Genomic DNA, 22777 nt, shown 5'->3' with positions numbered 1-22777 from the left:
ACATGGCAACCGTCCTTCCGATGCCACGCAGCCGCCGCAAGGTCGACTATGGCTACGGCCTCTACTTCGCCCTGCACATGGTCGGTTTCCTCGCCACCACGCTGCTCATGACGTGGGGCCTGTTCGTGCTCTTCTTCCTCGCGATCGGCGGCTTCTCGCTGGATGGTATGATGAACCACGTCCAGAACCTGACCAGCCGCTACCTCGCGGCGGACGGCCCCCGCCTTGACCAGTTCAAGCTGATCGTCGGCGGTGTCCACATGGTGCTCGGCACCGCGATCATCTTTTTCCGCCGTCACGCCATCCTGCCGCGTGACGCTGGCCGCCAGGAGCGCCCCGCATGAGCGACATCGCCGATACCCCCGCAGTGAACGCCGTTCCCGCTTCCTCCGCAGCAGCGGCGCCGGTTGGCAGGTATGACCCGGCGCCGCGCCGTGCCGTCTTTGCCGGCTATACCGCCCCCCAGCTCTGCATCGGCTTTGCCCTCATCGCTGCCCTGATCTGGGCGATGTGGATCACCAAGATGGTCGCCACCGACAAGCCGCAGCGCATCGTCAAGGTGCAGCTATCCAGGATCGTCGGTGAATATGTGCAGGCGCAGGCGCGCAGTGCGACCCCGCCCGATCAGGTCCAGGCTCAGATGACGGCCTTCCTCGCCTCGGTGGATGCGGAGGTGCAGCGGCGCGGCGCCGAGGGCCAGATCGTCATGGTCGGCGAGGCGGTCCTCAACAAGGACGTGCCCGACATCACCGCCGAGGTTGCCAAGGCGGTCTATGCCTCCGGGCTAAAGGTGCCGACGCCGGCGACGCCCACGCAGATGGGCGCGATGATGCAGGGTCAGGTCCCGACCGCGCCAGTGGTCGCCCCTGTAGCGGCCACCCCGCAAGGCCTCACCCCGTCGACCGTCATGCAGTCGCCGTTCGCGGCCGCTGCGCCGGCCCCGGCTCCCGAAGTGGCTGGTCCGCAAGGCGAAGCCGCTGGCGCGTCGGTCTCGACGTTCGGAGGGCCCAATGCGCAATAACACCGACTCCAGCCACCATGTGGGCAGTGTCATCAAGCGCGAACCCCAGACCATCCTCCGCAATCGTGATTGCATGGTTCTGCTGGCGCTCTGCTTTGCCCTGGTTGCAGGCTTGGTTTCTCTGACGATTTACAACGACACGTCGCTAAGCCGGCGTCAGATTGCTGCTATCCTGCTTTCCGAACCGCTTGAGATTCGTAAGCGCGCCCTGGCAAATCTCCGGGCTGACTATGGTATTCAGGCGCTGGGTGACCCGATCACCCGCGGCCGGTTGCGGAGCGCAATCTACGACGCAGAATCCGAAGTCGAGTATAACCGCCTTCGCGCTGATACCGAACAGGCGAGTGCCTCGAGCCGCTCGACCCTGGATGCCGTTTCGCGCTCGGTAGAGCGCACGCAATGACTGGCATGGTCTCCGATCCGAAGGCCGCTGGTTTGCATCCTGCCGCGACAGTGCCGTTTCGGCCGCGCAAGCGGCTATGGGCGGCGCTCGGCCTATTCATCGCTGGCGGCATGGCGTTCAACACCATCACCGAGTGGCGCGACACGCACGGGCTGCTCATCAACGCGTCGGAATCGCTGCATAACTGGGCATTTGTGATCCACAAGACCGCTGTGCCCAAGCGCGGCGAGTACGTGTTCTTCGTGCCGCCCGCCGTGCCGCTGGTCATCAGGCATTTCGGTGCAAAGAAGCAGATGTTCGGCAAGATTGTCTACGGCATGCCCGGCGATACCGTCGTCCACCGCGGCGCCGATGTGTTCGTCGCCGGCAAGCTGGTCAGTCACATGAAACCGGTCACCAAGTCGGGTGAGCCGCTGGTGGCAGGCCCGACCGGCGTCATCCCGCAGGGCTGCTACTATGTCGGCAGCCCGCACAAGGACGGCTTCGACAGCCGCTATGCCGCGATCGGCTATGCCTGCACGGACAAGATTGTCGGCGTCGGGCAGCCGATCCTGTGAATCGCGCGCTGGAATCCGTTGCGATCGTCGCGCTGCTGTCGGTGTCGCTGACCTCGGCGACCCGCGCGCGCGACCACGGCGTGGCGGGGCAAGCCTTCCCGATCATCGAGCCCGACCTGCTGGCGACCATGGAGGCGAAGCTCCAGCATCTGCAGGCGACCGGCGGCATCGATCGCATGAACACCGAGTTCGCGCGGCGCGCGGAGGCGCGGGTGCGTCGGCCCAAGCCCGTCGACGGGATCACCGCCGCGACCGAGACGCGCGAATGGGCCTACGATCCGACGATCGTCATCGAGCATGACGTGCAGGACCAGAAGGGCAACTACATCGCCCGCCGCGGCCAGGCGGTGAACCCGCTCGACTTCACCGTCGTCCGGCAGGCGCTCGTCTTCGTCAACGGCGACAGCAAGGCGGAGATGGCTTGGGCTACAGCTGAGTACAGCGACCTCAAGGCCAAGATCATCCTCGTGAACGGCTCGCCGATCGAGGAGATGACCGCGCGCAAGCGTCGCTTCTACTTCGATCAGGAAGGTCGCCTGACGGGCAAGCTCGGTGTCCGGCACACGCCGGCCGTCGCGGTCCAGGACGGACGCGTCATGAAGCTCACCGAAATCAAGCTGAAGGGAAACAGCTGATGCCGCTCTGGCTCGATCTCATGCGCACACCGATGGCGGCGCCCGAAACCGATGATCTTCGCGCCATGCGCCGGACCTTCCAGTTCCTCTGCGTGGCGTCGGCGATCGGCGTGCTGGCAATCTCGCCGCTGGTGCGATTGTTCGGCCGCCCCGCCTCGTTCGTCGTGGCGGCGCTGCTCATCACGACGGCGCTGCATACCGCGCTCTACGTGTTCCGGAAGAACCGCGCTGATAACGCGTACCTTGCAGCTGCCGTGTCGGAGGAAGCGTGACCAAGCGCCCCGCTCCCAACAGCAGAGAGGCCAAGCGCCTGCGTGGGTGGGAGGCGCTTGTCACCTGTCTTGAATGGTACAACGTCGCCCATCTCTTCTTCGTCTGCATCGTTCTCGTGCGCGTGATCGCCGAACGTCTCGGGATCGCCTCTCCTGAGGTCTCCACGGGCAATCTCGTCTTTATCGGCGTCCACACGCTTGTGTTGCTCGGCGCCTATGTCTGGGCGCGCCGTCGACTTGCGACCGAGCGGAGTGCCAGGTCGTGAAGCTGCGTGAGGTCATCACGGTAGCCCGCCAGCGCACCGCTTATCGATATGCCTTGATATTCGTGTGGCTCACGCCTCTGCTCGTCATGCGCTTCGAGGCGCCACCCGCCGTCGTCAGGGGTGTGCTCGACATCTGCCTCCTCCTTATCGCGGTGATGATCCTGTTTCCCCCGCCCGGTGGGTTTTTAAGCCTCCTCTTACGCGACGGAGATCGCTCGTGAGCTGGCTGCGATCCCTTGCAACGATGGTGGTCGGCGGTCTCGCGTCGATCGTCCTCGCGGCGTCCGTCAGTGCACAGACGCCGGCAGTGCCAGCGGCAAAGTCGACCTGCACCGGCAAGTTCGTCAATCCGATCACCGACGTCTGCTGGTCATGCATGTTCCCGCTGTCGGTCGGCGCGCTCAAGATCTGGCCGAGCACCCGGCCGGACACCGACAATCCCAGCCTGCCGGTTTGTGCCTGCGGTAATCCGGTGCCCCGCATCGGCATCTCCGCCGGCTTCTGGGAGCCGGTTCGCCTCGCCGACGTCACCACCAAGCCGTGGTGCTTCGTCAATCTGGGCGGCACCAAGATTTCGCCCGGCTTCGATATCGGGCAAGGTCAGATGAGCGGCCCGTCGCAGAAGGGTGGCAACGGGCAGAACACGTCGAAGTGGCACGTCCACTGGTACGTCTATCCGCTCCTCTACTGGATGGAGATCCTCGCCGACTTCGCCTGCTTCGAGGCGTCGTCGTTCGACATCGCCTACATGACCGAGGTCGATCCGCTCTGGCAGGATGACTCGCTGACAGCCCTTATCAACCCGGAGGCGGTGCTGTTCTCGTCGCCGATCGCGCAGGCGGCGTGCGCCGGCGACTGCATCGCCGCGACCGCCAAGCTGCCGCTCGATGCCACCTTTTGGTGTGCGGGCTGTCAGGGGCCGATGTACCCGATCAACGGCAACATCTCCGCCTCGATCGGCCATGTGCAAGCGTCGCGCCTCGCGCTTGCCCGCTTTGCCTTCAAGATCCACCGCGAAGGGCTCGCCTGGGGCACGATGGGCTCCAAGGGCCTGTGCAACAAGTACCCGATGCCGGTGCTGCGCAAGCAGCAGTACCGCACCCAGATGGTCAACCCGATCCCGACCGTCAGCGGCAAGGCGGCCTGCCTGCCGCTCGGCGGGTCGACGATGCCGCCACAGGCCGGTCGCGCCTTCCCGGTCAAGGGCGAGGACATGGGCTATCTCGTCTGGCGCAAGCGCAATTGCTGCGTGCTTTGAGGAGACACTGATATGCGCCGCCTCACCATCGTCATCGCCGCTGTCGCCGGGTTCGCCGGCATCCAGGCGATCGCTCAGACCGTCGACGGTCTCGACCTCGAAGCGATCAAGCGTCGCGCGGCCGCCATGCAGGGCGATGCCGACACCTTCGCCGAGCATGTCCGCAACCGCGGTGATGCCTTCCGCGAGGAAGCCGTTGCGGTGCAGGCCAAGGCAACGGGCAACCTCGTGAACCTCGCCAAGGCGGACCTGCCGACCAATGGCGATGGCGCATTCGACTTCGATGAAATCATCAAGGGCGCCAGCCAGAACGTCTCGTCGACCGGCCGAGGTGATGCACCGCAGTTCATCGCCTTCGCCAGCCTCTCGATGCCGGTGCCGGCGCTGCGCCAGCTGATCGCCGACACGTCCAAGGCGGGCGGCGTCGTCGTGTTCCGCGGCTTCCCGAACAACTCCATGAAGCAGTTCAGCGCGATGCTGGCGAAGGTCGTGAACGAGAAGGACCAGCTCGCCAACGTCGGCATCGATCCGCGGCTCTTCCGCGCCTTCGACGTCCAGGCGGTGCCGACCTATGTCGCGGTGTCGTCCGACTTCGACCTTTGCTCGGGACTCGCCTGCAAGACGGTGGTGCCGGCGCATGACCGCATCACGGGCAACGTCTCGGTCCAATACGTCCTCGACACCTTCGTCGCTGGCCGCGGCCCCGGCGCCGGCGTCTCGTCGGTGGCGCTGCGCAATCTGGCGAAGGGGGCCTGAGTGAAGCGCGCTGCCGTCTCGCTGCTACTGGCCGTTCTCCTCGGCGCCACCAGCGGCGTCGTCGCGCAGACGACGATCGAGGAAGCGCGCAAGCAGGGCAACGACCTCGGCAAGGCGATGCGTGCCGATAGCAGTCTTGGGCCGAGCGAAGCGAAACTCGCCGAGCTTCCCGGCTATGGCGGCACCGATCTGCCCGAGAAGGTCTATTTCGACGATCCCGATCGCCTGGCGGCCGATGGTGGCGCGAAGGCCGGCACCGACGACGCCTTTGGCACCGTCACCGACAAGGGCCGCACCCGGCCAAGCTTCAGCAACGCCGAGATCCTCGCCGCGACGTCGCGCGGGAGCGCGATCGAGAAGGATCCCGAGGCCTATCTGGGCGGCCAGAGCATCGGTGGCGCGGAAGGCACCTGCACAGCTCTTCCGCCGTCAGTCGGTGGCAAGGGCTATTACGAGGCTACCTGCAACCAGGGCGCGAAGGTCAGCGAGGCGGCAGAGAGCTGCCGTGGCAACATCGTGCCGACCGTCGTCAACACGCTGCGTTACGAATATTGGGGCGCAACCAACGTCAGCATGCTGGCACCGCAGGCCTACATCAACTCGCAGGTGGCAGCCGGTGTGTGCCGCCGCACCGGCGTTACGATGCACGCCTGTGACGCGCAGATCGAGATGGGGGCCGGCGGGAGCAACGTCGAAGACTATCGCCGCTTCTGCAAGCGCAACATCCGCAGCCAGGCCTTCACCGTGTCCTGCTCGCAGGAGCTCCCGGCGGGGCCTCTGGACGGCCACTTCAACTCCAAGGCCGGCACGCCCTACTACCGGACGGAAGGGTCGCGCAGCGTCACGGTTGCGCGCAACGAGGGCACCTGCCCGGCGCTCGCGGCCGACGCCAGCTGCGTGCCGCAAGCCGCTGAGGTCTGCACCGAGGGCCCCGAGACCCGGACGATCGATGGCGTGCCGGTGACCCAATCCTGCTGGGCATGGTCGCGCACCTTCACTTGCCAGCGTCTGACGCCGGCGAGCGATTGCAGCGCCCTCGACGGCAACAAGCTCTGCAGCTTCCTGCGCGATGAGTGCCTCGACGAGCCGCAGAGCGGTGCCTGCAAGGTGTCGCAGCGGGTCTACAGCTGCCCGCTGCCCGACGACAAGGCGCCGACCGACAAGCAATATGTCTGTGGCGGCGACGTCTATTGCCTGAACGGCAACTGCGAGACAATCGAGCGCGAGGCGTCGACCGAGTTCAAGGATGCGCTGGTCGCGCTCCACTCGATCGGCGACGCCGGCAAGCAGTTCGATCCCGCCAACCTGACCGTCTTCTCCGGCGAGCGCGGCACCTGCACCAAGAAGATCTTCGGCGCGTCGAATTGCTGCTCGGGCAAGGGCGTGCCGCTGCTGACGCCGTGGCTGTGCAGTTCGGCCGAGAAGCAGCTCGACGAGAAGGACGACAAGGGGCTCTGCCACAAGGTCGGCTCCTACTGTTCCGAGAAGATCCTCGGTGTCTGCGTCACGTCCAAGGACGCCTATTGCTGCTTCGGCAGCAAGCTCAGCCGCATCCTTCAGGTTCAGGGCCGCAAGCAGATCGGCAAAGCGTGGGGCAAGCCCAAGGATGAGACCTGCAAGGGCTTCACCATCGAGGAGTTCCAGCGCCTCGACCTGAGCCAGATGGATTTTTCCGAAGTCTACGCCGAGTTCATGGATGCAGCCAAACTGCCCGATGAAGTCTCCGTGATGGCCGACATTCAAACCAAGATTCAGGGGTATTATGACCTTCACGGGGGCAAATGATGCGGACGGTCCGGGGGGACCCTGCACGATCGACATGTCGGTGCTCGATCTCGCGATTTTCCTGCGCATCCATCGATCTGGTCGCGGCACATCGGCCGGCGAGGTCGCGCAGACCATTTCGCATTGGTTTCAGTGCGACATCGATCCGCGCGAGGTCGAGCGCTCCTTTCCGCGCATGGCGGAGGCTGGCTGGCTGGTCCGCCGCGAAACCGGCATGCGCGCCACCATCAAGGGCCGCAAGCACGGCCGCAGCCACCTGCGCGGCATCGTCCGCATGCTCGATCAGGGCACCAAGATGCTCGAGGTCGCCGCGATGATGTCGGTCCTGAAACTCGCAATGATTGAGCTCGACGGGGAGCATGATGATGACGACGATATCTAATAACCGCCGTGGCCGGGTAGCGGCTTCGCTCCTCATGCTCCTCGCCTCGATCGCGCCGGTCGCGACGCCGGCAGTGGGGCAGACGATGGACCTGCAAAGCGCAGCGATGGCGGAAGCGATCGACGACGATGGCGATGCGCAGCCGACGAACGCGGTGGTCGCGCCGGCGTTTGAGGGCGAGCAGCAACAGGGCGACGACTTCTACTGCGGCCAGCGCCGGCTCGGCCAGTGGTTCTACTGCGAGCGTCCGAAGGCCAAGCCGTCGGCCCCGCAAGCGTCGTCTCAGGCGCAGCCCCAGACCTCGTCGACCGAGCAGTTGAAGGCGATCACCCGCCAGCTCGATGAGCTGAAGGCGCGCGCGATCCTCCATCCGACGGAAGCCAACGTCATCGCCTATGTCCGCTACCAGCGCGAGCAGCTCGACCGTGCGTCGACCTTCTCCGACACCTGGCAGCGCGCCCTCTGGCAGAACCCGGATATCGACTACACGCTGCAGCGGCCGGTCTCGACCGTCGCCAAGCGCGCGTGGTCGGACAACCGCTCGGCCACCCGTGACCAGGTGCTGTCACGCCTCGGCCAGCGCTACGGCATGTTCTACTTCTTTGCGCAGTCCTGTGCCGCCTGCGAGGTGTTCTCCCCGATCCTGCGCTCGGTTGCCGACAGCCACCGGATCAACGTCATGGCGGTTTCGACGGATGGTGGCCCCAGCCGTCAGTTCCCCAACTACGTGGTCGACTCCGGTCAGCGTCAGCGCATGGGCGTGCCGCTCGCAACGCCGGCCCTCGTCCTGTTCGACACTGTCACCCGCAAGACGGTTCCGATCGGCTTTGGCGTCATGTCGGCCGACGAAGTGATGGAGCGCATCTTCATGCTCACCAACTCCAAACCCGGCGGTGACTTCTGATGGCGAACACCCCCTCCCCCCACCCTTCCCGCCTCGGCGCCCTTCTGCGCCGGACCGCCGCGGTCGCCATGACCCTTGGTGCCGCGAGCATGGTGCCGGTCGACATCGCGCGCGCCGACGTCGCTGGCGCGATGAACGACTTCTTCCAGGACGCCGGCGGTGCGGCCAACGTGACCGGCCCTTCGGCCTATCAGGGCCAGACGGCCGGCTATTATTCGATGGGCAACGTCTGGACCCGCTTCCCGCAGAAGAACATCCAGCCGTTCAACCTGCAGATGCCCAAGGCGAGCGCTGGATGCGGCGGCATCGACCTGTTCACCGGCTCCTTCTCGTTCGTCAACGGCGCCGAGATGGTCGCGATGATGAAGGCGGTCGCCAACAACGCGCTGGGCTTCGCCTTCCAGCTCGCGATCGACAGCGTCTCGCCCGAGATCGGCAAGGTCATGGACGGCATCTCGAACAAGGCGCAGCAGATGAACCAGATGAACATCAGCTCGTGCGAAGCCGCGCAGGGGTTGGTGGGATCAGTCTGGCCGAAGATGGCGCAGGCGCGCTCGACGATTTGCGCCGCAGTCGGCAACTCGCAGGGCAAGTTCTCCGACTGGGCGCGGTCGCGGCAGGAATGCGGTGCCGGCGGCAAAGAGGACTCTACGCTCGACGGCAACGATCCGAACAAGATGAACCCCGAGCTCATCCCCGGCAACCCCCGCAACTACACCTGGGATGCGATCAAGAAGTCGAACAAGTTCGGTAGCGACAAGGAGTTCTCAGAGTTCCTGATGACGCTGGTCGGCACCATCGTCATCAATCCCAAGGCAGCCGAGGGCTCTAAGGTCGGCTTCATTGGTCCGGCAGAGGACGCGGTCGTCACCGCGCTCCTCGATGGCGCGGGGACTGGCACGACGGTAAAGATGCTCCAGTGCGACGATAGCGACAAATGCCTGAACGTGACCGATCAAACGATGCGACCCGGCTCCGGGCTGCGCAACAAGATCAAAGGCCTCATTACCTCGATCAACGGCAAGATCCGCACTGACAGCCCACTGGACGCGCAGGAGCAGCAACTCCTCAACATGACCACGTTGCCGCTCTACAAGATGCTCGCGGTCCAAGCCATGGCGCATCAGAATTTCGCCGATGGCGAGACCAGCGCGCTTGCTGAGATCGTCGCGGTGAACCTCCTGTCGTCGATGATCGACAACATGCTCGATCGCATCAGTCAGGCCACTGTCTACGTCCAGCCGGCCGATGCCGAGATGGGCAAGATGTGGCGCGACCAGCTGACCGCCGCACGCGCGCGCTACGCGCAGCGTGACGTCGCTTTGAAGGGTGCGCTCGATCAGACGATCGCGCTCATCAACAAGTCGGTGATGCTGGAATCGACGCTGCAGAACAGCATGTCGCCGGCGATGGCAGCCTCGCTCAACTTCTCGCGCGGCCTGAGCGCGCAGGGCCTCAACTAAGGACGATTGGCGATGGTCGAGGTCTTCACGATCGGCGGTGGCGAGTACATCGTCAACACGTTCAACGCCGTCGCGGCCTGGACCGGCGGGGGTGGTTACCGCGGGTTGCTACGCGTCGTGATGATTCTTGGCCTGATCTATAGTTTGACCGCCGTGGCCTTCACGATGAACTTTCGGGTCTGGTTGAACTGGTTCCTCGGCTCCTCACTCATCTACATGTGCCTGATGGTGCCTACCGTCACCGTGAAGGTGACCGACCGCATCAATCCGTCACTGGGGCCAGCAGTCGTCGCGAACGTGCCGCTGGGGCTTGGGGTCATTGCGAGCTTCACCAGCCAGGTCGGTGACTGGCTGACCCGCACCGCCGAAACCGTGTTCACGATGCCGAGCCAGCTCAGCTACTCGACCAACGGGATGGTGTACGGCGCGCGCCTGCTCGATGCGACGCGCAATTTCCAGATCCGTGACGCGGAGTTTTCAACGAATCTCTCGGCGCACTTCAAGAACTGCACCTTCGGCGACATCATGCTCGGCCAGAAGTCGATGACCGATTTGGCGGCCGCAAAGGACCTATGGGCCGCTATGGGGCCTGGCTCCGCCGCGCGCTCGCAGCCGTGGATCGAGCGCTCCGGGGCTGCGACGACGACGAGCATCGTCCCCTGCCGGCAGGCTTACGCCATGCTCAACGGTTTGTGGCACACGATGATCGAGGCGCACACTTCGCTATGGGCCAAGGAGACCTATCCCAAGCTCTCGACCGCGGTGGCGTCCGCCAAGCTGCGGAGCGACGTGCCGATCGTCAATCAGGCCTTCACCGCGTCCAGCGCGGGCTACGAGGCGACCGTCAGGCAGAACACGGCGATCAATGCCTTCATGATGGCGCGTGACGGCATGGCGGGTGGTCCTGGTGCCGCGTCGATTGACACCTTCGCGACGACCCGGGCCGATATCCAGGCACGCAACACCTATAACTCGATCGCGCAGCAGGCGATGAGCTGGGTGCCGATCCTCAACATCGTTCTGACCGTCGTTTTCTACGCGATGTTCCCGGTCATATTTCCGCTTTTCCTGATGCCGCAGACAGGTGTGGGTGCGCTCAAGGGTTATCTCACTGGCTTCTTCTATCTCGCCGCCTGGGGACCGCTGTACGTCATTCTGCACATGATCTGTATGACCCGTGCAACCGGAGCGGCGCAGGGCGTCTCCGAGGGCGGGATGTCGCTGGGCACCTACGCCGGGATCGGCGCGGTAAACGCCGAGACCGCGACGATCGCGGGGTTCATGTTGATGTCGGTGCCGTTCTTGGCGGCCGGTCTCGCCAAGGGCGCGATGAGCATTTCCGGCCAAGCGACGTCGGTTCTATCGCCCGCTCAGAACGCGGCCGAGGCCGCTGCTGCGGAACAGACGACGGGCAACTACAGCTACGGCAACACCAGCTTCGCCAACTCGACGTCTAATATGCGGCAGAGCAATCAGTGGTCGGATGCTCCGACGTTTGCGACTGGCGGGATGGCGTCCAGCTTCCGCCATGATAATGGTGCGCTGACCAAGGGATTCGGCAACGGGCACAACGTGTACGACACCTCTGGCGCAATCTCGAACCTTCCGTTCAGCGCGTCGATGACGTCTGGTTCGGTGGCCACCGAAAGCCGGCAGGCTGCTATGGCCGCCCGAGTGGCCGATGGGTTCGAGCAGGCAAGCCGACGTGAGGTCTCGCACCTAAACGCGCTGAGGAATGGCCACTCGTGGTCGAGTGAGACTTCTAACGGCTTTGATGCAAGCTCTGGTGTCCGTGGTGGAAGCAACACTGAACTTAGCGACCGCAATACCATCAGCAACGGTTCAAGCGTACAGAACCGTGACGCTGTAGGTAGCGGAACGCGGCATCAGAACGAGGCCGGAAGCAACACAAATGACTCAGGACAGCTTTCTGGACAAATTCGGGCTGGAGTAAGCGTTGGCGGCGGTGGAAAGAATGGCTCTGGTGGTGGCGGGATCGTTGGCAAGGTCGCTAGCGCCATTGGCTTGCAAGGCGACGCCAGTGTAGCGTATACGCGAAGCAAGACAAACTCGGACACTACATCAGTCAGCGATTCCGCAAATACAAGCCGTGACCAGTCTGTCACCTCCAGTGACCAGACTGGCCGCGATCATGCGTCGAGTGGTACAGTGAGCACAAACGACGGCACCTTCCACCAGAACGGTACGTTTGCCCGCTCTCAAAATTCGGAATCCAGAAGCAAGGCGATCGAGGAATCTCTCAGCCGCATTGAGTCCTATAACGAACAAGCTCGCCACTACAGGGAGCTGTCGCAATCGCTAGAGCGAAGCGCCAGTTACGCCGAAAGCCACGGCTTCAATATGTCGCAGGATCTTCGTCAGGATCTGGCTCAGTTTTACGACAATGAGGTGGGTAAGGCGCCTCGCGGCCTCCTTCCCGGCCTGTGGGATACAAACCTTTCGTCTTCGCAGGAAAACGCTCGCAATACTGTGATCGAGAAATGGGCAGGGGAGCGCTCGGCCGGCATTGAACGCGACATACAGGCCGCGCTGACCAACCCGGCTCTTGCCGATATGAAAATTCCAAACGTCGCTAGTGAGAGCAGCGTTGCAGGCCGATATTCAGGAGGTGGCTCGATCACGCCGGCGCACCCAGTCTCAACTGAGAAGCCGTCAACCGCAGTTCCCGATAGTCAAATAATCGCTGGTGCCAAGGAGTTGCTCGGTGACGAGCATCGCCGGAACATTGATTTCCGTCAGTCGGTAAGCGACGCGCCTGTAGGCCCGAAAGCAGATTGATGTTACAGCAAAATTGTGTTTACCGCAGCAGCAATCAATCCGCCGCCGATCAGCGCTGCAACAGTCATCCGAGCTACCTTAGATACCTTGTCGGTCGCATTGTCGCCGCCCGATGGTCTATTATCCCCCATATGGGGGTGTAGCTGCCATGTACCGGCACCTTTCCCCGGCATGGTATCAGTATCGAACATAATAGGCTGACTAGTATCAATAATCATGGCGCACCTCGCCGAATAAGGTAGAGCGAAATGGGCACTTTGGCAACGGATGATCGTCAGCGCTTTTCGCCACGTCAGCACCGTCCTCCGTCGGTAAGCGATCTGTCCGGAAGCCTCATCTTTGGCTTCTCGTGGCTCCTTGTGATGGCAATCGGTTTAATGCCGCTCGTCGAGGCGTCCCTGTCACGTTCGCCATCGATCACGATGCCAACGACGATTGCGTTCTTCATAGCCGTTGGCAGCGCGGTTCTCCTGCGCCGACGCTACTCATGGATGGGCTTGGTCCTTCACATCTTCGGCCAGATTGCGATCTGGCTTTCACTGTTCGTCATGTCACTGGCGATCGTGCTCGCCGCCTTCAGCCATTGATGCTGCCCATCTGCCTCATCCTCGGCGACAGCACCGCTGTCGGCACGGCCGACGCGCTGGCCGCGCAGGGGCTACGCTGCGCCGTGCATGCCCGGGTTGGCGCGTCGTCATCAGAAACGCTTCGGACCTTCAACGGCAACGCTCCGGTGGACCGTGCGATTATCGGCTTGGGATCGAATGATCCAAAGAACCCTCAGCTTGTCCGTAACCTCGTGGCTCTTCGCCAGCGCCTCTCCGCGGTACGAGTGACCTGGCTGGCGCCATATGACCCTACAGCAGCCGGCGCCACTTTGGCGGTCGCCAAAGCCTTCGGTGACAATGTCGTCCGTTTGGACAACATCGGAACCCGGGATCGAGTGCATCCAGCCAATTACCGGCAGGTGGCGACTTCACTTGGCTGGTCCGGGTTTTCAGTCGGGGATGGTCGGCAGCGTGTTTCACAGCCGCTTGCTCCGAATGCCGTGCGGCCCGTCCGTCAAGCGGTCGTTCTTCGATTCTAGCGGAAGGTCTCGCTTCTCGGAAGATCATCGGCGCAGGATTGGGATTGAAGACACCGACGCGTGACCCCGGCGCCCACACCGACTGCAACGCAGGCGGATCATGTTCGTCGCCACTTCTCCGTCATTGTTGAAGCGGTCGACGATCCGCGCGGCCGGTAGATTGATGGTTCGACCACACGCGCAGACGATCCGCATATCGGCTCGATCGGCGGCCCACTCAGCCAGGGTCTTGTACGGCGCGTCGTTGGTCGGTCGCTGGCTCACAGGGGTGAAACGTCCTCATAGCGACCAGCTTTCCGGAGCTGGCGTACGATCCCGTTGAACGCGGCTGTGACGCCCTGAGCACGCCCGATCTCGTTCGACTGCGAGGCCGCATCCCAATAGAGCTCGAGGGGCCAGCGTTCAGGGCAGTGGGGCAGCAGGCAACGCAGAGCGAGCCGCACTTCCATCCCGTCGACCGTCGTCTCCGAGCATCTGGCTACCCCAGCGCGCAGGATATGCACCGACAGCGCGATCACCACGCGCTGGTGCCGAGGCAGCGTCGACACGGATCAGTGGAAGTCATGCGACTTGAAGCGCACGACGTCCTCTGGATCCATGCCTTCCGCGTGCGGAGGCCAATACTGATTGCGGGGCTCAGGCTGCCAGCCCTTGTCGCCGCGATCGGGCGAGCCCGGATGCTGGGCTGCGTCGCCGCGGCCGGTCTTGTGCGGGAAGGACATATCTCCAACCCGGTGGAGCAGGTCGCCATGGTCGATGATCCGGTCGCAGATCACATGGATGATCTCGCCTTCCTTCTGGACCCGCCCCTTCATGCCGACCATTGATGCCGACATAATCGTGCGGCGCTGCGCCTCGAAGCGGTCGGGCCACAGGATGCCGTTGGCGATGCCGGTCTCGTCCTCGATCGTGATGAACAGGACGCCCTTGGCCGATCCCGGCTTTTGGCGGACCAGGACGATGCCTGCGACCTCGACGTGGCGGCCGTCGCGGATCGTGGCGAGGTCGGCGCATTTGGTGACGCCGCGCCTGGTCAGCTCGTCGCGCACGAAGGTCAGCGGGTGGGCGCGGAGCGATAGTTGCAACGCCCGGTAATCCTCGATCACCTCGCGCCCATCAGTCAGCGGCCGCAGCGATACGTCCGGCTCGATGCCCTCCGCGCTGAAGGTCTCGGCCGAGCGATCAGCCGCAGCGAACAGCGGCAGCGGAGCCTCGCCAAGCCCCCTCACCTTCCACAAGCCCTGCCGGCGATCGACGCTGAAGCCGTGGAAGGCATCGCCGTCCGCCAGCTTCTCGATCGCAGCGCGCTGCACCCCCGATCGCCGCCACACATCCTCCACGCTCTCGAACGCTGTCGTGCTACGCGCGCCGACTATCTTCGCGCCGTCAGCGTTCGAGAGGCCGCGGATCTGCCGCAGCCCGAGCCGCACCGCGAGGTAGCGGCCGCTGGTTCGCTCCAGCGTGCAGTCCCAGCGGCTCGCGTTCACGCAGGGCGGCCGCACCTCGACACCGTGGTTGCGCGCGTCGCTGACGATCTGTGCCGGCGCATAGAAGCCCATTGGATAGGCATTGAGCAGGGAGGCGCAGAAGACGTCCGGATGGTGATGCTTCATCCACGACGACGCGTAGGAGATCTTGGCGAACGAGGCGGCATGGCTCTCCGGAAAGCCGTAGCTGCCAAAACCTTCGAGCTGCCGGAACGTGCGCTCGGCGAAGTCGCGCGGGTAGCCGCGCGCGACCATGCCCTCGACCAGCTTCTCGCTGAAATGCGAGACACCGCCCGTGAACTTGAACGTCGCCATTGCGCGGCGCAGCTGATCCGCCTCGGCCGGCGTGAAGCCGGCGCCGACGATCGCCACCTTCATCGCCTGTTCCTGGAACAGCGGCACCCCGAGCGTCTTCTCCAGCACCGCGCGCAGCTCCGGCCGCGGATATTCCGGCCGCTCCAGTCCCTCGCGCCGGCGCAGGTAGGGATGGACCATGTCGCCCTGGATCGGTCCCGGGCGCACAATCGCGACCTGAATGACGAGGTCGTAGAAGCGCCGCGGCTTCATGCGCGGCAGCATCGCCATCTGTGCGCGGCTCTCGATCTGGAAGGTCCCGAGCGTGTCCGCCTTCTGGATCATGCCGTAGACGCCGGGGTCATCGTCCTGCAGATCGGCGAGCCCGACCCGCACTCCCTTGTCCGCCTCGAGCATGTTGAAGGCGCGGTTCATGCAGCCGAGCATTCCCAATCCGAGAATGTCGACCTTCATCATTTTGAGTGCGTCGATGTCGTCCTTGTCCCATTCGATGATGGCCCTGTCCGCCATCGCCGCGGGCTCGATCGGCACCAGATCATCGAGCCGGTCATGCGTCAGCACGAAACCACCGGGATGCTGGCTCATGTGGCGCGGCACCCCGATCAGCTTGCGGGCCAGCTCCAGCGTCAGCCGGAGCCGGCGATCGCCGATGTCCAAGTTGAGCTCGTCGACCTGCTTCTCGCCGACGCCCTCGGCCGACCAGCCCCACACCAGCCCCGCCAATGACGACGTCAGATCCTCTGGCAGGCCGAGCGCCTTGCCGACGTCGCGAACGGCACCGCGCGCGCGGTAGCGCTGGACGACGGCGGTCAGCGCGGCACGATCACGTCCGTAGGTCTCGTAGATCCACTGGATGATCTCCTCGCGGCGTTCATGCTCGAAGTCGACGTCGATATCCGGAGGCTCACGGCGTTCGCCCGACACGAAGCGCTCGAACAGCAGCTCATGCTTGATCGGGTCGATCGAGGTAACGCCAAGCACGAAGCACACGCAGGAGTTGGCGGCCGAGCCGCGGCCCTGGCAGAGGATGCCGCGCCGGCGGGCCTCGCGCACGATCGCGTAGACGGTCAGGAAGTAGGGCGCGTAACCAAGCTCGCCGATCAGCCGCAACTCATGCCCGATCTGGTTGGTATAGACCTGCGGCACGTCGCCATCGAACATGCGATCCACCGCCTCGGCCGCGAGCCGCTCGAGCGCCTCCTGCGCGCTCAGGCCGTCGATCAGCTTTTCGTGCGGGTACTGGTACTGAAGCTCGCCAAGGTCGAAGGTGCACAGCGCCGCGATATCGACGCTGGCCTGCAACGCGTCGGGATAGGCGCGGAAGCGCCGGACCATCTCGTCAGGCGATTTCAGCGCGCGATCGGCGTTGACCTCGCGGCGGTAGCCGAGCTCATCGACGGTGCATTTCTCGCGCACCGCGGTCACCACATCCTGCAGCAGGCGCGCTTCAGGCGCATGGTAGAGCACGTCGCCCGTGACGACGGCGCGGACGCCGGCACCGCCCGCCTGCCGCGCCAGCGCATCGATGCGGACCGCGTCGCCCGGCCGGCGCCGCTGGAACAGCGCCATGTAGCCGCGACGCCCGTAGATCGCCTTCAGGGCCTTCAGCGCCGCCAGGTTCTCCTCGTTTGCCTCGTGCGGCAGCAGGATGGCGATGACGCCATCGGACCACGCCTGCAGGTCGTGCCAGTGTAGCAGGCAACCGCCCTTCCCTGCCCGCTTCTTGCCGACCGTCAGCAGCCGAGTGATCCGCGACCAGGCCGAACGATCGGTCGGATAGAGCAGCAAGCGCCGGCCGCAGGACAGGTCGACGCGCGTGCCCGCGATCGAGCGGACGCCGGTCGCCTTCTGCGCCTCCCATGCCCGCACGACGCCGGCGACGGTGCCGATGTCACTGACGCCGATCGCCGGGTAGCCGAGCAGCGCCGCAGCCGCGAAAAGCTCCTCAGGGCTGGACGCGCCGCGCAGCAGCGAGAAGTGCGTCAGCACCTGCAATTCGACGTAATGGGTCATCCGAAGACCCCGTGCATCCACCAGGACAGGTCGCCGGTGTCGTCCTCGAAGCCGTCACCGCGCCGGAACACCCAGTAGCGTCCGCCTTCCTCGTCCTCGACGCGGTAATAGTCGCGGACCGCCCATATCTCGGCATCGCGCCGCCACCATTCGCCATGGACGCGCTCAGGCCCGTCGCCGGCGACGACCTTGTACGTTCGGCCACGCCACTCGAATCGGCGTGGGGGCTGGTCAGGCATCAGCGCCATCACCCGCGACAACGGCTCAGGCTGCGCGAACAGGCGGATGGGTCGTTGCCAAGCCGGCCAGTTTCCCGGCATGCCGGTCGGGTCGGAGCGGGCGACGGCTCGCTCCGGCACATGGCTCTCGACGGGCTCGATCCGGAATACAGCCTGCGGCCCGATCCTGCCGGCAATGACGTCGACGAGGCGCGCCGGATCCCGTACCAGTGCGTCGCCGGCGAGGACCGCGCCGAGGTCGACCGCATCGAGCGGCTCGGTATGCACCGCGATCAGCCAGAACTGCTCGAGCCCCATGCCGGGATCGATGCGTTCGATCCGCAGCTTTAGCAGCCGCAACAGATGCGCCACGTCGCGCGTCGGCCGCGACGTGCCGATCGCCACCACCTGCTCGCTGCCATCGATACGGCGGCCGGTCAGGCGCAAGGCGCGCGCTCCCAAGCCCTTGGCCTGCAGTAGCTCAGCGAGATCGGCCAACAGGTCGCCCATGACCTGCTCGATCGCCTCGGCCGTTCCGATCGGCTCCAGTAGCCGACGCTCGACGATCGACACCTCCGGATCCTCGCGGGGCGTGATCGGCTCTGCAACGCCACCCAGCGCCTGGTCGAGGCGGGTGATCGCCGGCAGACCAAGCCGGCGGGCAAGCGGCCCGCGCGCGACCGGCAACAGGTCGGCGACCCGCTCGAAGCCGAACTTGCGCGCGGCCGCCAGCGCGGCAGGTGCCAGGCGCAGTGCGGCGATCGGCAGCGGCGCAATGGCAGCGGCTGTGCCACGCGGCTCGACGCGAATGAGGTCATTCTGTCCGAAGCGAGCCAGGGCATAGGCGGCACCGGGCGTGTCAGCGACGGCGAGGCGCGCGGTGAAGCCGGCACGACGGCAGAAGGCGAGCAGCCGACGGCAGAACCGTTCTTCTCCCCCGTGGAGGTGGTCACACCCGGCAAGATCGATCCACAGACCGTCCGCCGGCGTGACTGCCGCGATCGGTGACCAGCGCCGAACCGCGAGCAATGCGAGCCGGTCGAGCAGCGCTGCGTCCGCATCGGGTTCGGCCGGGCGGAAGTCGAGGTCGGAAACCAGCGCACGCGCGTGGGTCGCGGCCATCCCACGATGGATGCCGAGCGCCTGGGCGCCGGTGCAGGCGGCAACCACTTCCTCGCGTCGACCGACCTTGCCGACCAGCACGAGCGGCGCATGCTGAAGCTGAGGGGGTGGAGCGATAGCCGGGCGCAATGCTGCGGACGTCGTCTTGTACGGATGGCTCGCTGCTTCCGAGCGCCTACCCAGCTCGCGCATGGGAGGCTGCGCGTGAACGGGCAGCGTTGCGATCTGCGCCTCGATGTCGCCGCGTGATGGTGCGCTCTCGCGCGCCCACCGCGCACCTGGCCGCCATCCACCGCCCCGCGGCACTGAACACGCACCCGGGTTGTCGTCAACCGGCAGCTGGAGGACCGGCCGCTCAGGCGGCCGCGAAGCGGACCGTTCCAACCGTCTCAGCCGCTCTATGGCCAAGTCCGGCAGGAACAGCGAGACGACCCGTCTCATCGCTGCCCTCCACAGTCAGGGAGAAGCCCTCGCCCCCACGCTGCCGCGCGAGTTCGACCAGCCACCTCCCTCTTCCTACACCCGCGACATTCAACCGTTCGGAAGACGCGGTGCCGATCCGCCAGCGCGTCCACGCGGCGGAAGGCTCTGCGAGCGGATCTTCGGACGATCCGCGACGTCGACGCAGCAGCAGCACCGGCATGTCAGCCTCGGCCGCGACCAGCTGCAGTCGGCGCGTGGCGACCATCGACACCTTGCTCGCCTCCGCGACGATTGCGGAGGGTGTGCCGTCGCGCACCGCATCCTCGATCACCGCCAGCAGCGCTGCATCATCGCGGGGCTGCGCGTGAATTACGCCGGCAGACTGCAAGCCGGCTTGCGCAAGGCCAGGGGCGTAGAGGTCACCTCGACAGCTTGCCCATAGCACCGGCCCGCCTGTGTTCACTGCCTCGCGCGCGGCGATGCCGGCGAGGAAGAGCGTCGTTGCGGCGTCATCGACCAGTGACCCACTCCGAGCAGCTGCTTCGTGCAGTGCGCCCGCGCGCAGCCCCCCTGCCCCAAGCCGTCCATCGATCTCCTCGACGCCGAACGGCAGCACGCGATAATCCGCGATCGGCGTGGCGATCGTCCGGAGATGCGCTATGCTGGGCGCGAAGGAATCGAGGGCGGCGGACATCGTGTTCTAAGATTCTACTTGTTCCCTTTATGTTCCGTTACTACGCGCCGTTGGTCAAGGTGGGATTGTTTCGGCTCGTCGCTTGGCGATCCTGATCGTCATGTGAAGGGGCGCAAATGGCACGAGGTTCTATGTCGAGGCGGATAGCGTATGTGCTGGCGATCGGGTTGGTGGCTGGGTAACTGCTCACGGGGTTGGCTGAGAGGGGTTGCGGCGGTACTACGACCATATCGACCTGCCGCTGATTCGCCCGGTGGTGACGCGGGTGGAGCTGTTTGGCGGTCGCTGCGGCGGATGCGGTCGGCGCTATCGTGCGCCGGCACCGGCGGGGATTGTCAATCGGCGTCCAAGCACCGCTGGTCAGGGCAAGACGCGCTTTCGTGGCCTGGCGCGTGTTCGCTTCGCCTTCACGCTCAGCGTTGCGGCGTACAACCTCATCCGGCTGACCAGACCGCTGAAGACGGGATGATGACCGTCGCGACATCGCTGGTTGCAGGTGGCGCATCGTCGAAACCGCGACGTGGCCGCGAGAGCATCTCGACTTGTGCAGCCCGGCCTTCTTTCGCATCAACGCCGACAGCACCGGTGAGATGGCCTGCGGCGCGCTCACCGTAACGGTGAGCACAGGGGCCACCACAGCGCCGTCGATTTCGCCTGGAACGGCAGCGACGAAGGCGACCCCGTCCAGGAATCGCTGGGTCGACCTGCACACGACTGCCACCTCGAAGGCGAGATCGGCTATGACAATGGCGACGATACCACCTTCATCGCCGAGCCGTGGCCTTCTTCAGCAGCCTGCTAGGTCATCTCACGTCAATTAGGCCTGCTTCGAATAGGCCGCGTAAGACGATAAGCTCCTCCCCGGGCGTAGCCTCCCTACCTGATGACCCACTGATAACTTGAGTGACTGTTGGACCACCCGCAATCACCGAGGCGAGTTCACCATACGCCGGATATCGATGCAGAGCAGATTTGCTCTTCAAGCTGAATCCGTCACCTTCTCTTAGCAATGCCAAGTCTCTGCGGAAACTGACTATGTCATGTGAAGATATATCTAACTCGCCATGTCGATAAAGCGTGGACCTCGCCAGCTCAGCAAAGCTTTCCGGTCCGTTATACGTGACATCATCGAATACTATGTATCCATCCGGCCACTCTGCAGAGGCATAGGTCGGGCTGACCAGTCTAAGCCTCTTCTCTGCAAGATTTATTATAAGCCCCGATACGCAGGCTATTGTCGGGGGAAAGTCGCTTTCATTATCTGCAACCTTCACAGTATCGCCCGCGACGGTGAGATTTCGACCAGCCTTAGCCTTGTGAATCCTGCTTGCTAAATAATGCGGAATGAGATCCACGTGGAGCAGATCAGCAGGGCTATATGCCCGAACAACTCTTTTAAATATATTTTTGGTAAGTAGTGAGAACCTATTTGGCCCGAAAGACCTACCCCTTGCAAATTCAAGGATATCATTTACAGCTGTGACGTTCCTAAGCGGTAAGGCGGTGGTTACTTGCGGAAAGACGCCTATAACATCATAGAAGTCTCTGGCAAAGTCGATATAGTTTGGGTTATCAAGAGGATCAGTGGCCCAGTAAAGGAAGCCGCTGGCCGCCGCTGAGCCGAACTCGTCTTTTAAGAACCGCAATATACTCCGAAACTCGTCTCGCGTGTCGTTACAGTACGGGTGATGCCTAGCGATCTTCTGCGCACTTATGCCGCAGAACGAGCACCCAACTGAGCATCCCGATGACAGCTCGAAGCAGACGACCGCATGGGCAATATCCTTGGCGAACGCCCCAAGTTCGGAAGCCGTCCTGTTCTGCTGCCGCAAGTGCCATCGCCTGATCGGGCGACTACTTATCGTCGCACTCATATTCAGCGCAGACTCGAAGAGACACTCTCTAAAGTTAAGTAGATCCCGCCAAAGGCTAGTGTAATTACCGCTAATGCAGCCCCCAACCATAACTGCAATTACGGATTTAGCGGCATCAACAAAGAGCTTACTATCAATGGTCTGATCATAGGACTTCGCTACCTGTAAGGCCACATCCACATCGATGAAAAGCGCTCTACTGAATTCTTCGTCGCAAAGTTCTAAGTCGGCTACGCGCTTGCAAGCGGCTAGGATGCAGAGTTCGTCAGAGCTATACTTTTCAAACTTATCCCAATAGATCATACCGTACTCTGCATCGGCCTAGGATTGCTCTGGTTGGTTAGCGGCGGGAGAGTGGCGGCCGAGTGATTACAGCGACCTTAACCTCTCCATGATACTCTCCACCCAATAGAGACATACGCCCAGAAAGCGCCTGCTCCGCCTGCGAAACGCCAAGTTTGCGCTCGACGTTGGTTCGATCGGTGTCTGTAATAAAAGTCATGCCTTCCTCCATGCTTCCGAAGGGCACACCCCCGGATGGTCTCAATTAGCAAAAGGCAGGCGAAGCAGCAAGAAAGTTGAGCATGCTCCGGGAAGTGACTTCCCGCGACCTCTCAGCACCACAGTTGCGCCCCTGATTGTGTTTCGAATCAATGGGTCACCATGACGAAGTTGTAGTGACAGGAGCATCAATCGAGGAGACGCTGGGCTCGGCCGGCTGAGAAATCCCGATCTTTGCCGGTGCCGCCAGGCTGGCCCAACAAGAAAGAGCAGCGTCACGTCCTGACGCAGGCGATCTGCAAGTTCCGCCAAGGCCGCATCATCGATCGAACGCGCAAAACGCTGCAATACCGAGCCTCGGGCTGAACCTGCTCATCGCTGCCGTCGTCTATTGGAGCTCCACCAATACCGCCGATGCAGTCCAGCATTTTAGGGGCCAGTTCCGGTTGAGGGCGAAATGACACCCTAGTGGACTGATTCCAACGTTTGGTGCCCGCGTCTGACTGCGGCGATGATCTCATTCGGATTGGCGCGCCAGACGA

24 protein-coding genes and 1 pseudogene are annotated in these 22777 nt (G+C 63.8%); 19 read left to right on the top strand and 6 right to left on the bottom strand.

Features of this window, described 5'->3' with window-relative positions; all coding sequences use genetic code 11:
- The first annotated feature begins 2 nt into the window (after positions 1-2).
- The 15 genes from AC07U4_RS23225 (at position 3) to AC07U4_RS23155 (ending at position 12501) form a co-directional block, all read left to right on the top strand.
- Positions 3-344 (top strand): hypothetical protein, encoded by a 342-nt coding sequence (locus tag AC07U4_RS23225; protein ID WP_495197318.1) that lies wholly within the window; start codon positions 3-5, stop codon positions 342-344.
- A complete protein-coding gene (locus AC07U4_RS23220; protein ID WP_495197317.1) occupies positions 341-1021 on the top strand; it encodes a TrbI F-type domain-containing protein in 681 nt (226 codons plus the stop codon). Before AC07U4_RS23225 ends, AC07U4_RS23220 begins: the two co-directional genes overlap by 4 nt.
- Positions 1011-1424 (top strand): hypothetical protein, encoded by a 414-nt coding sequence (locus AC07U4_RS23215; protein WP_495197316.1) that lies wholly within the window; start codon positions 1011-1013, stop codon positions 1422-1424. Before AC07U4_RS23220 ends, AC07U4_RS23215 begins: the two co-directional genes overlap by 11 nt.
- Positions 1421-1981 carry a S26 family signal peptidase gene (locus AC07U4_RS23210; protein ID WP_495197315.1) on the top strand — a complete coding sequence of 187 codons (561 nt, stop codon included), beginning with the start codon at positions 1421-1423 and terminating at the stop codon, positions 1979-1981. The genes AC07U4_RS23215 and AC07U4_RS23210 overlap by 4 nt, the downstream gene beginning before the upstream one ends.
- The gene (gene traW, locus AC07U4_RS23205; RefSeq protein WP_495197314.1) at positions 1978-2616 is read left to right on the top strand and encodes a type-F conjugative transfer system protein TraW; all 639 of its coding nucleotides are present in this window, start codon (positions 1978-1980) and stop codon (positions 2614-2616) included. Before AC07U4_RS23210 ends, traW begins: the two co-directional genes overlap by 4 nt.
- Complete coding sequence (locus AC07U4_RS23200) at positions 2616-2888, top strand: hypothetical protein (RefSeq protein ID WP_495197313.1); 273 nt, start codon at positions 2616-2618, stop codon at positions 2886-2888. The genes traW and AC07U4_RS23200 overlap by 1 nt, the downstream gene beginning before the upstream one ends.
- Positions 2885-3154, top strand: coding sequence for a hypothetical protein (locus AC07U4_RS23195; RefSeq protein WP_495197312.1), 270 nt, complete (start codon positions 2885-2887; stop codon positions 3152-3154). The genes AC07U4_RS23200 and AC07U4_RS23195 overlap by 4 nt, the downstream gene beginning before the upstream one ends.
- Positions 3151-3375 carry a hypothetical protein gene (locus tag AC07U4_RS23190; protein WP_495197311.1) on the top strand — a complete coding sequence of 75 codons (225 nt, stop codon included), beginning with the start codon at positions 3151-3153 and terminating at the stop codon, positions 3373-3375. Before AC07U4_RS23195 ends, AC07U4_RS23190 begins: the two co-directional genes overlap by 4 nt.
- Complete coding sequence (gene traU / locus AC07U4_RS23185; RefSeq protein ID WP_495197310.1) at positions 3372-4412, top strand: conjugal transfer pilus assembly protein TraU; 1041 nt, start codon at positions 3372-3374, stop codon at positions 4410-4412. The genes AC07U4_RS23190 and traU overlap by 4 nt, the downstream gene beginning before the upstream one ends.
- Before the next feature lie 12 nt (positions 4413-4424).
- On the top strand, positions 4425-5168 hold the full coding sequence (gene trbC, locus AC07U4_RS23180; RefSeq protein WP_495197309.1) for a type-F conjugative transfer system pilin assembly protein TrbC: 744 nt from the start codon (positions 4425-4427) through the stop codon (positions 5166-5168).
- Positions 5169-6953, top strand: coding sequence for a conjugal transfer protein TraN (locus AC07U4_RS23175; RefSeq protein WP_495197308.1), 1785 nt, complete (start codon positions 5169-5171; stop codon positions 6951-6953).
- 34 nt (positions 6954-6987) lie between these two features.
- Positions 6988-7335 (top strand): hypothetical protein, encoded by a 348-nt coding sequence (locus AC07U4_RS23170; protein WP_495197307.1) that lies wholly within the window; start codon positions 6988-6990, stop codon positions 7333-7335.
- Positions 7319-8239: a conjugal transfer protein TraF gene (locus AC07U4_RS23165; RefSeq protein WP_495197360.1), complete on the top strand. Its 921-nt coding sequence runs from the start codon at positions 7319-7321 to the stop codon at positions 8237-8239. Before AC07U4_RS23170 ends, AC07U4_RS23165 begins: the two co-directional genes overlap by 17 nt.
- 68 nt (positions 8240-8307) lie before the next feature.
- Complete coding sequence (locus tag AC07U4_RS23160) at positions 8308-9702, top strand: conjugal transfer protein TraH (protein ID WP_495197306.1); 1395 nt, start codon at positions 8308-8310, stop codon at positions 9700-9702.
- A gap of 12 nt (positions 9703-9714) precedes the next feature.
- On the top strand, positions 9715-12501 hold the full coding sequence (locus AC07U4_RS23155) for a conjugal transfer protein TraG N-terminal domain-containing protein (protein ID WP_495197305.1): 2787 nt from the start codon (positions 9715-9717) through the stop codon (positions 12499-12501).
- A 2-nt stretch (positions 12502-12503) separates the two neighbouring features.
- Here AC07U4_RS23155 and AC07U4_RS23150 read toward each other — a convergent pair whose 3' ends face one another.
- The gene (locus AC07U4_RS23150) at positions 12504-12719 is read right to left on the bottom strand and encodes a hypothetical protein (protein ID WP_495197304.1); all 216 of its coding nucleotides are present in this window, start codon (positions 12717-12719) and stop codon (positions 12504-12506) included.
- Positions 12720-12749: 30 nt separating this feature from the next.
- Between AC07U4_RS23150 and AC07U4_RS23145 the strand changes: the two genes are divergently transcribed.
- Positions 12750-13088, top strand: coding sequence for a hypothetical protein (locus AC07U4_RS23145; protein ID WP_495197303.1), 339 nt, complete (start codon positions 12750-12752; stop codon positions 13086-13088).
- The gene (locus AC07U4_RS23140) at positions 13088-13588 is read left to right on the top strand and encodes an SGNH/GDSL hydrolase family protein (RefSeq protein ID WP_495197302.1); all 501 of its coding nucleotides are present in this window, start codon (positions 13088-13090) and stop codon (positions 13586-13588) included. The genes AC07U4_RS23145 and AC07U4_RS23140 overlap by 1 nt, the downstream gene beginning before the upstream one ends.
- A gap of 260 nt (positions 13589-13848) precedes the next feature.
- Here AC07U4_RS23140 and AC07U4_RS23135 read toward each other — a convergent pair whose 3' ends face one another.
- Genes AC07U4_RS23135 through AC07U4_RS23120 form a run of 4 tightly spaced genes read right to left on the bottom strand, consistent with a single transcriptional unit; the run spans position 13849 to position 19860 of the window.
- Positions 13849-14109: a hypothetical protein gene (locus AC07U4_RS23135; RefSeq protein ID WP_495197301.1), complete on the bottom strand. Its 261-nt coding sequence runs from the start codon at positions 14107-14109 to the stop codon at positions 13849-13851.
- Positions 14110-14139: 30 nt separating this feature from the next.
- Positions 14140-17403 (bottom strand): error-prone DNA polymerase, encoded by a 3264-nt coding sequence (locus AC07U4_RS23130; protein ID WP_495197300.1) that lies wholly within the window; start codon positions 17401-17403, stop codon positions 14140-14142.
- A complete protein-coding gene (locus AC07U4_RS23125; protein WP_495197299.1) occupies positions 17400-19184 on the bottom strand; it encodes a DUF6504 family protein in 1785 nt (594 codons plus the stop codon). The genes AC07U4_RS23130 and AC07U4_RS23125 overlap by 4 nt, the downstream gene beginning before the upstream one ends.
- Positions 19099-19860: an ImuA family protein gene (locus tag AC07U4_RS23120; RefSeq protein ID WP_495197298.1), complete on the bottom strand. Its 762-nt coding sequence runs from the start codon at positions 19858-19860 to the stop codon at positions 19099-19101. The genes AC07U4_RS23125 and AC07U4_RS23120 overlap by 86 nt, the downstream gene beginning before the upstream one ends.
- Positions 19861-20068: 208 nt before the next feature.
- Here AC07U4_RS23120 and AC07U4_RS23115 point away from each other — a divergent pair, with 208 nt between their 5' ends.
- Positions 20069-20329, top strand: coding sequence for a hypothetical protein (locus AC07U4_RS23115; RefSeq protein WP_495197362.1), 261 nt, complete (start codon positions 20069-20071; stop codon positions 20327-20329).
- A 334-nt stretch (positions 20330-20663) separates the two neighbouring features.
- Here the strand turns inward: AC07U4_RS23115 and AC07U4_RS23110 are convergent, their stop codons facing one another.
- Positions 20664-22037 carry a hypothetical protein gene (locus AC07U4_RS23110; RefSeq protein ID WP_495197297.1) on the bottom strand — a complete coding sequence of 458 codons (1374 nt, stop codon included), beginning with the start codon at positions 22035-22037 and terminating at the stop codon, positions 20664-20666.
- A 399-nt stretch (positions 22038-22436) separates the two neighbouring features.
- On the opposite strand from AC07U4_RS23110, the pseudogene AC07U4_RS23105 reads away from it, so the two are divergent.
- Positions 22437-22669, top strand: a pseudogene (locus AC07U4_RS23105) (Tn3 family transposase); the annotation flags it as partial.
- Between the last annotated feature and the right edge of the window lie 108 nt (positions 22670-22777).

It is taken from the genome of Sphingomonas sp. GW821-FHT02B09, from assembly GCF_059421875.1.
The sequence above is the reverse complement of the archived record's forward strand: the minus strand, read 5'-3'. Positions and strand labels throughout refer to the sequence as shown.

What these genes read in the sequence shown, in the direction of transcription:
- AC07U4_RS23125 (WP_495197299.1), bottom strand. Translation starts at nt 19,184, where the DNA reads ATGAGACGGGTCGTCTCGCTGTTCCTGCCGGACTTGGCCATAGAGCGG.
- AC07U4_RS23155 (WP_495197305.1), top strand. Translation starts at nt 9,715, where the DNA reads ATGGTCGAGGTCTTCACGATCGGCGGTGGCGAGTACATCGTCAACACG.
- trbC (WP_495197309.1), top strand. Translation starts at nt 4,425, where the DNA reads ATGCGCCGCCTCACCATCGTCATCGCCGCTGTCGCCGGGTTCGCCGGC.
- AC07U4_RS23210 (WP_495197315.1), top strand. Translation starts at nt 1,421, where the DNA reads ATGACTGGCATGGTCTCCGATCCGAAGGCCGCTGGTTTGCATCCTGCC.
- AC07U4_RS23140 (WP_495197302.1), top strand. Translation starts at nt 13,088, where the DNA reads ATGCTGCCCATCTGCCTCATCCTCGGCGACAGCACCGCTGTCGGCACG.
- AC07U4_RS23160 (WP_495197306.1), top strand. Translation starts at nt 8,308, where the DNA reads ATGACCCTTGGTGCCGCGAGCATGGTGCCGGTCGACATCGCGCGCGCC.
- AC07U4_RS23110 (WP_495197297.1), bottom strand. Translation starts at nt 22,037, where the DNA reads ATGATCTATTGGGATAAGTTTGAAAAGTATAGCTCTGACGAACTCTGC.
- AC07U4_RS23215 (WP_495197316.1), top strand. Translation starts at nt 1,011, where the DNA reads ATGCGCAATAACACCGACTCCAGCCACCATGTGGGCAGTGTCATCAAG.
- AC07U4_RS23145 (WP_495197303.1), top strand. Translation starts at nt 12,750, where the DNA reads ATGGGCACTTTGGCAACGGATGATCGTCAGCGCTTTTCGCCACGTCAG.
- AC07U4_RS23220 (WP_495197317.1), top strand. Translation starts at nt 341, where the DNA reads ATGAGCGACATCGCCGATACCCCCGCAGTGAACGCCGTTCCCGCTTCC.
- AC07U4_RS23130 (WP_495197300.1), bottom strand. Translation starts at nt 17,403, where the DNA reads ATGACCCATTACGTCGAATTGCAGGTGCTGACGCACTTCTCGCTGCTG.
- AC07U4_RS23120 (WP_495197298.1), bottom strand. Translation starts at nt 19,860, where the DNA reads ATGTCCGCCGCCCTCGATTCCTTCGCGCCCAGCATAGCGCATCTCCGG.
- AC07U4_RS23150 (WP_495197304.1), bottom strand. Translation starts at nt 12,719, where the DNA reads ATGATTATTGATACTAGTCAGCCTATTATGTTCGATACTGATACCATG.
- AC07U4_RS23170 (WP_495197307.1), top strand. Translation starts at nt 6,988, where the DNA reads ATGTCGGTGCTCGATCTCGCGATTTTCCTGCGCATCCATCGATCTGGT.
- AC07U4_RS23225 (WP_495197318.1), top strand. Translation starts at nt 3, where the DNA reads ATGGCAACCGTCCTTCCGATGCCACGCAGCCGCCGCAAGGTCGACTAT.
- AC07U4_RS23200 (WP_495197313.1), top strand. Translation starts at nt 2,616, where the DNA reads ATGCCGCTCTGGCTCGATCTCATGCGCACACCGATGGCGGCGCCCGAA.
- AC07U4_RS23165 (WP_495197360.1), top strand. Translation starts at nt 7,319, where the DNA reads ATGACGACGATATCTAATAACCGCCGTGGCCGGGTAGCGGCTTCGCTC.